At 64.9% G+C, this 3,486-nt stretch carries 4 protein-coding genes; 2 read left to right on the forward strand and 2 right to left on the reverse strand.

All coding sequences use genetic code 11. The features are described from left to right. Positions 1 to 323: 323 nt before the first annotated feature. Positions 324 to 662 (forward strand): ArsR/SmtB family transcription factor, encoded by a 339-nt coding sequence (locus ACM9NP_RS04165; RefSeq protein ID WP_415645225.1) that lies wholly within the window; start codon positions 324 to 326, stop codon positions 660 to 662. A 26-nt stretch (positions 663 to 688) separates the two neighbouring features. Further along, positions 689 to 1,174 carry an SRPBCC family protein gene (locus tag ACM9NP_RS04170; protein WP_415645226.1) on the forward strand — a complete coding sequence of 162 codons (486 nt, stop codon included), beginning with the start codon at positions 689 to 691 and terminating at the stop codon, positions 1,172 to 1,174. Positions 1,175 to 1,564: 390 nt separating this feature from the next. On the opposite strand, the gene ACM9NP_RS04175 is transcribed toward ACM9NP_RS04170, so the two are convergent. Both ACM9NP_RS04175 and ACM9NP_RS04180 read right to left on the reverse strand, forming a co-directional pair. Further along, positions 1,565 to 2,491 (reverse strand): carbohydrate ABC transporter permease, encoded by a 927-nt coding sequence (locus ACM9NP_RS04175; protein WP_415645227.1) that lies wholly within the window; start codon positions 2,489 to 2,491, stop codon positions 1,565 to 1,567. Positions 2,492 to 2,503: 12 nt separating this feature from the next. Next, positions 2,504 to 3,427, reverse strand: coding sequence for a carbohydrate ABC transporter permease (locus ACM9NP_RS04180; RefSeq protein WP_415645228.1), 924 nt, complete (start codon positions 3,425 to 3,427; stop codon positions 2,504 to 2,506). Positions 3,428 to 3,486: the final 59 nt, after the last annotated feature.

Raw genomic sequence — 3,486 nt, forward strand, 5'->3', positions numbered from 1 at the left:
GTCCACGACGGACCGGGCATCGTCGTCTCCGTTCGTGGGTTCGAGCCTGGCCTCCTGTGGACACCTCGCGGGGCGTTCGGCGCAGCGCCTGTCGAGCTCTTTCACCGCCGTCTTCGGGCGCATCGACACGTCGTGGCTTCGGCGCCGAGGAGTCTGAGAACGTCCCACGAGCGGGCATCCTCCCCGGACGCGCGCTCCCGCGCGCCGAGACGACGGGACGGGCCATCGAACCGGCGTGTCTCCGCGCGGTTTCGCGCGCCCCACGGGACTGTGACACGGGACCTCTAGACAGGGGTTTCGGCGGGGTGCTAACCTACAACCAAATGGTTGTAGATAATGGTTCCGACGAGGCCACCGATCTCGTGTTCCGAGCGTTGGCCGACGCCACTCGCCGCGACATCCTCCGCCGGTCCACCCAAGGTGGACTGTCGGTGTCGCGGCTGGCCGAGGCCTACTCGATGAGTTTCGCCGCCGTGCAGAAACACGTCGCAGTGCTGGAACGGGCGGGCCTGATCACCAAGGAACGCCGCGGACGCGAACAACTCGTCCGCACCAACCCGGAAGCAGTGCGCCGCGCGCGGCAGAGCCTCGACGAGTTGGAGGCGACCTGGCGCGGACGGGTCGACCGGATGTCTCAACTGCTCAACGACGATGCCGACTGAAACGAACCAACGAAAGGGCAACGCACATGACCGTCACGAGTGTCGACAAGGACTTCGACAATCTGACCCTGACCTTGATCGCCGACTTCCCCGCGCCCGTCAAGCGCGTGTGGCAGCTGTGGGCCGACCCGCGCCAGCTCGAGCGCTGGTGGGGCCCGCCGACGTTCCCGGCCACGATGGAGGTGCACGAGCTGCGGGTCGGCGGCGACGTCAAGTACTACATGACCGGCCCGGACGGCGAGAAGTACCACGGCTGGTGGAAGGTCGACGCCGTCGACGAGCCGAACTCGCTGGAGTTCACGGACGGCTTCGCCGACCAGGACGGGAACCCGGCGGACAGCATGCCGACGACGAAGGGACACGTGCGGCTGTCGGAGCACGAGGGAGGCACCCGCATGGAGATGCTCTCCCGCTTCGAGTCCCGTGAGGACATGGACCAGCTGGACAAGATGGGCATGAGCGAGGGCCTGAAGCTCGCCGTCGGCCAGATCGACGCCCTTCTCGCGGCGTAGTACGCGCACAGGGCGGCCGACGTGCGTGCGTCGGCCGCCCTGAAACTCCACGCACCGTCATATTCGACCATGATGGACAACGTGGGTGGCCGCCTCGCGTCGAGAGTCCCGGGTCCACGGATGGCCGCCACCTCCGGCTCGGTGGGCTCTCTTTCTGTCCATAGCGGAGCGGACCCGATCCGTACATCGCCCGACCGAGCCAGAACAGCGCGTCCCCGCCTTCCCGAACGGAAGCCGGAAAGCACGCCGCGCACACCAAGAACGCACCGCACTTCGACGAAGGCGCGCGGCGCGTTCAGGTGGTTCCGGACAAGACTGAATGGAGCTGGTGACGACGCCAGGGCCGGCTGAACGGGCCAGGTACCACCCGCCCAAGCCGACCCCGAAGAACTACTTGATGGCGCCGGCCGTCATTCCGGCCTGGATCTGACGCTGGAAGATGATGTACGTGATGAGGATCGGCAGCATCGCCAGAGTGGTACCGGCGAACAACGCTCCCGGGTCACCGTCGTAACCCATGACCACCGCCAGGTCGGCGAGGCCCTGCGAGATCACGGCGTCCTCGTCGTCGGGGACGAGCACCAGCGGCAACAGGAATTGGTTCCACTGCCCGATGATGTTGAAGATGGTGATCGAGATGATGCCCGGCTTCGCCATCGGCAGCATGACCTGGAAGAAGAGCCGGTAGTGGCCCGCTCCGTCGATCATCGCGGCCTCGGCGACGCCGTGCGGCAGGGTGCGGAAGAACGCCGTCAGGAAGAACACCGTGAACGGCAGCGAGTACGCCGCGTAGACGAGCACGAGACCGATGTAGAGCTTCACGCCCGGCGCGATCTCCATCGGCTGCAGCAGACCGACGTTCGCGAGCGTCTTGAACACCGGGAACAACGCCAGAAACACCGGGAACATCATGCCGGAGACGAAGGTGAAGAACACGAGGCGGTTGCCGCGGAACTCGTATCGAGCGAGGACGTAGGCGGCCATCGCGCCGAGCAGCATCGTCAACGTCACGGACAGGACGAGCACCTGGACGGTGTTCAGGAAGTAGACACCGATGTTGCCCTTGTCCCACGCGTTCGCGAAGTTGATCCACTGTAGGTTCTCGGGCAGTCCGAGCGGGTCGCCGTCGATCTCGGACTCGGTCTTGAACGACGAGACGATCACCCACGCCAGTGGCACGATGATCATCACGGCCCACAGGATGAGGATGCCGTGCGAGAAGACGTTGAGGACCCGGCCTTCGGTCGCGGGCTTCTCGGATCGCTTGAGGGCGACCGGTTCCGTCGGTTTCTCCACCGGCGCGGTCGTCAGAGACATGTCGAAGGCTCCTTAGTATTCCACGCGGTCACGGCGGGTGACCCGCAGCGAGACGACGGCCATGATGAGGGTCGCGAAGAACAGCACGACACCGATCGCCGCACCCATGCCCCGCTCCTGGAACGAGAACGAGTACCGGTAGACGACGCCACCGATGACCTCGCTGGCGTGGTTCGGACCGCCCTGTTCCGGGGTCATGATGTACACGAGCGCGAACGCGTCCAGCGCGATGATGCCGAGGTACACCCAGGCCGTCTGCACCGACTCCCACAGCAGGGGCAACGTCACCCGGAAGAACGTGGTGACTCGGCTGGCGCCGTCGATGAGCGCGGCCTCGTAGATCTCGGTCGGGATGGAGGCCATCGCGGACGAGAAGAACACGAGGTAGAAGCCGACGGCGCTCCACACCATGACGGCGATGACGCACCAGAGGACGAAGTCCTCACGCGCCAGGAAGCCGTTGACCGGTGGGGTGATCCCGACGAATTTCAGGGCGCTGGCGAGCATGCCCCCGAAGTTGGCGGGCGCGTACATCTGCTTCCACAGGATCGCGATGATCGCCAACGACAGGACCTGCGGGAAGAAGTAGACGATCTTGTAGAAGGACGCGCCCCGCACGCCCCTGATCCGTCCGCCCTTGGATTGTCCGCCGACGTTGAGCATGAAGGCGAAGAACAGGGCGAGCGCGATCGTCAGCACCGGCATGACCAACAGGATGATGCCGGTGTTCTTCAATCCGGGCAGCACGAACACGTCGTCCTGGAACAGTTCGACGAAGTTTTCGAAGCCGATGTAGTTGAACTTGTTGGACGTTCCACTCCAGTCGGTCAACGAGATCTGGAACGCCTGCGCGAAGGGCATCAGGACGAGCCACGTGTAGAGGCCGACCGGCAGCGCCAGGAACGAGAGTATGAACGGGACTTTGCCGTGCTTCATCGATCGATCGTCACTTCTTGAGTCGAGCCGGTGTCGACGCCACGGGAGGGGTGNNNCGT

The organism is Stackebrandtia soli (assembly GCF_965137155.1).
In the GTDB taxonomy this organism is placed as follows: Bacteria; Actinomycetota; Actinomycetes; order Mycobacteriales; family Micromonosporaceae; genus Stackebrandtia; species Stackebrandtia soli.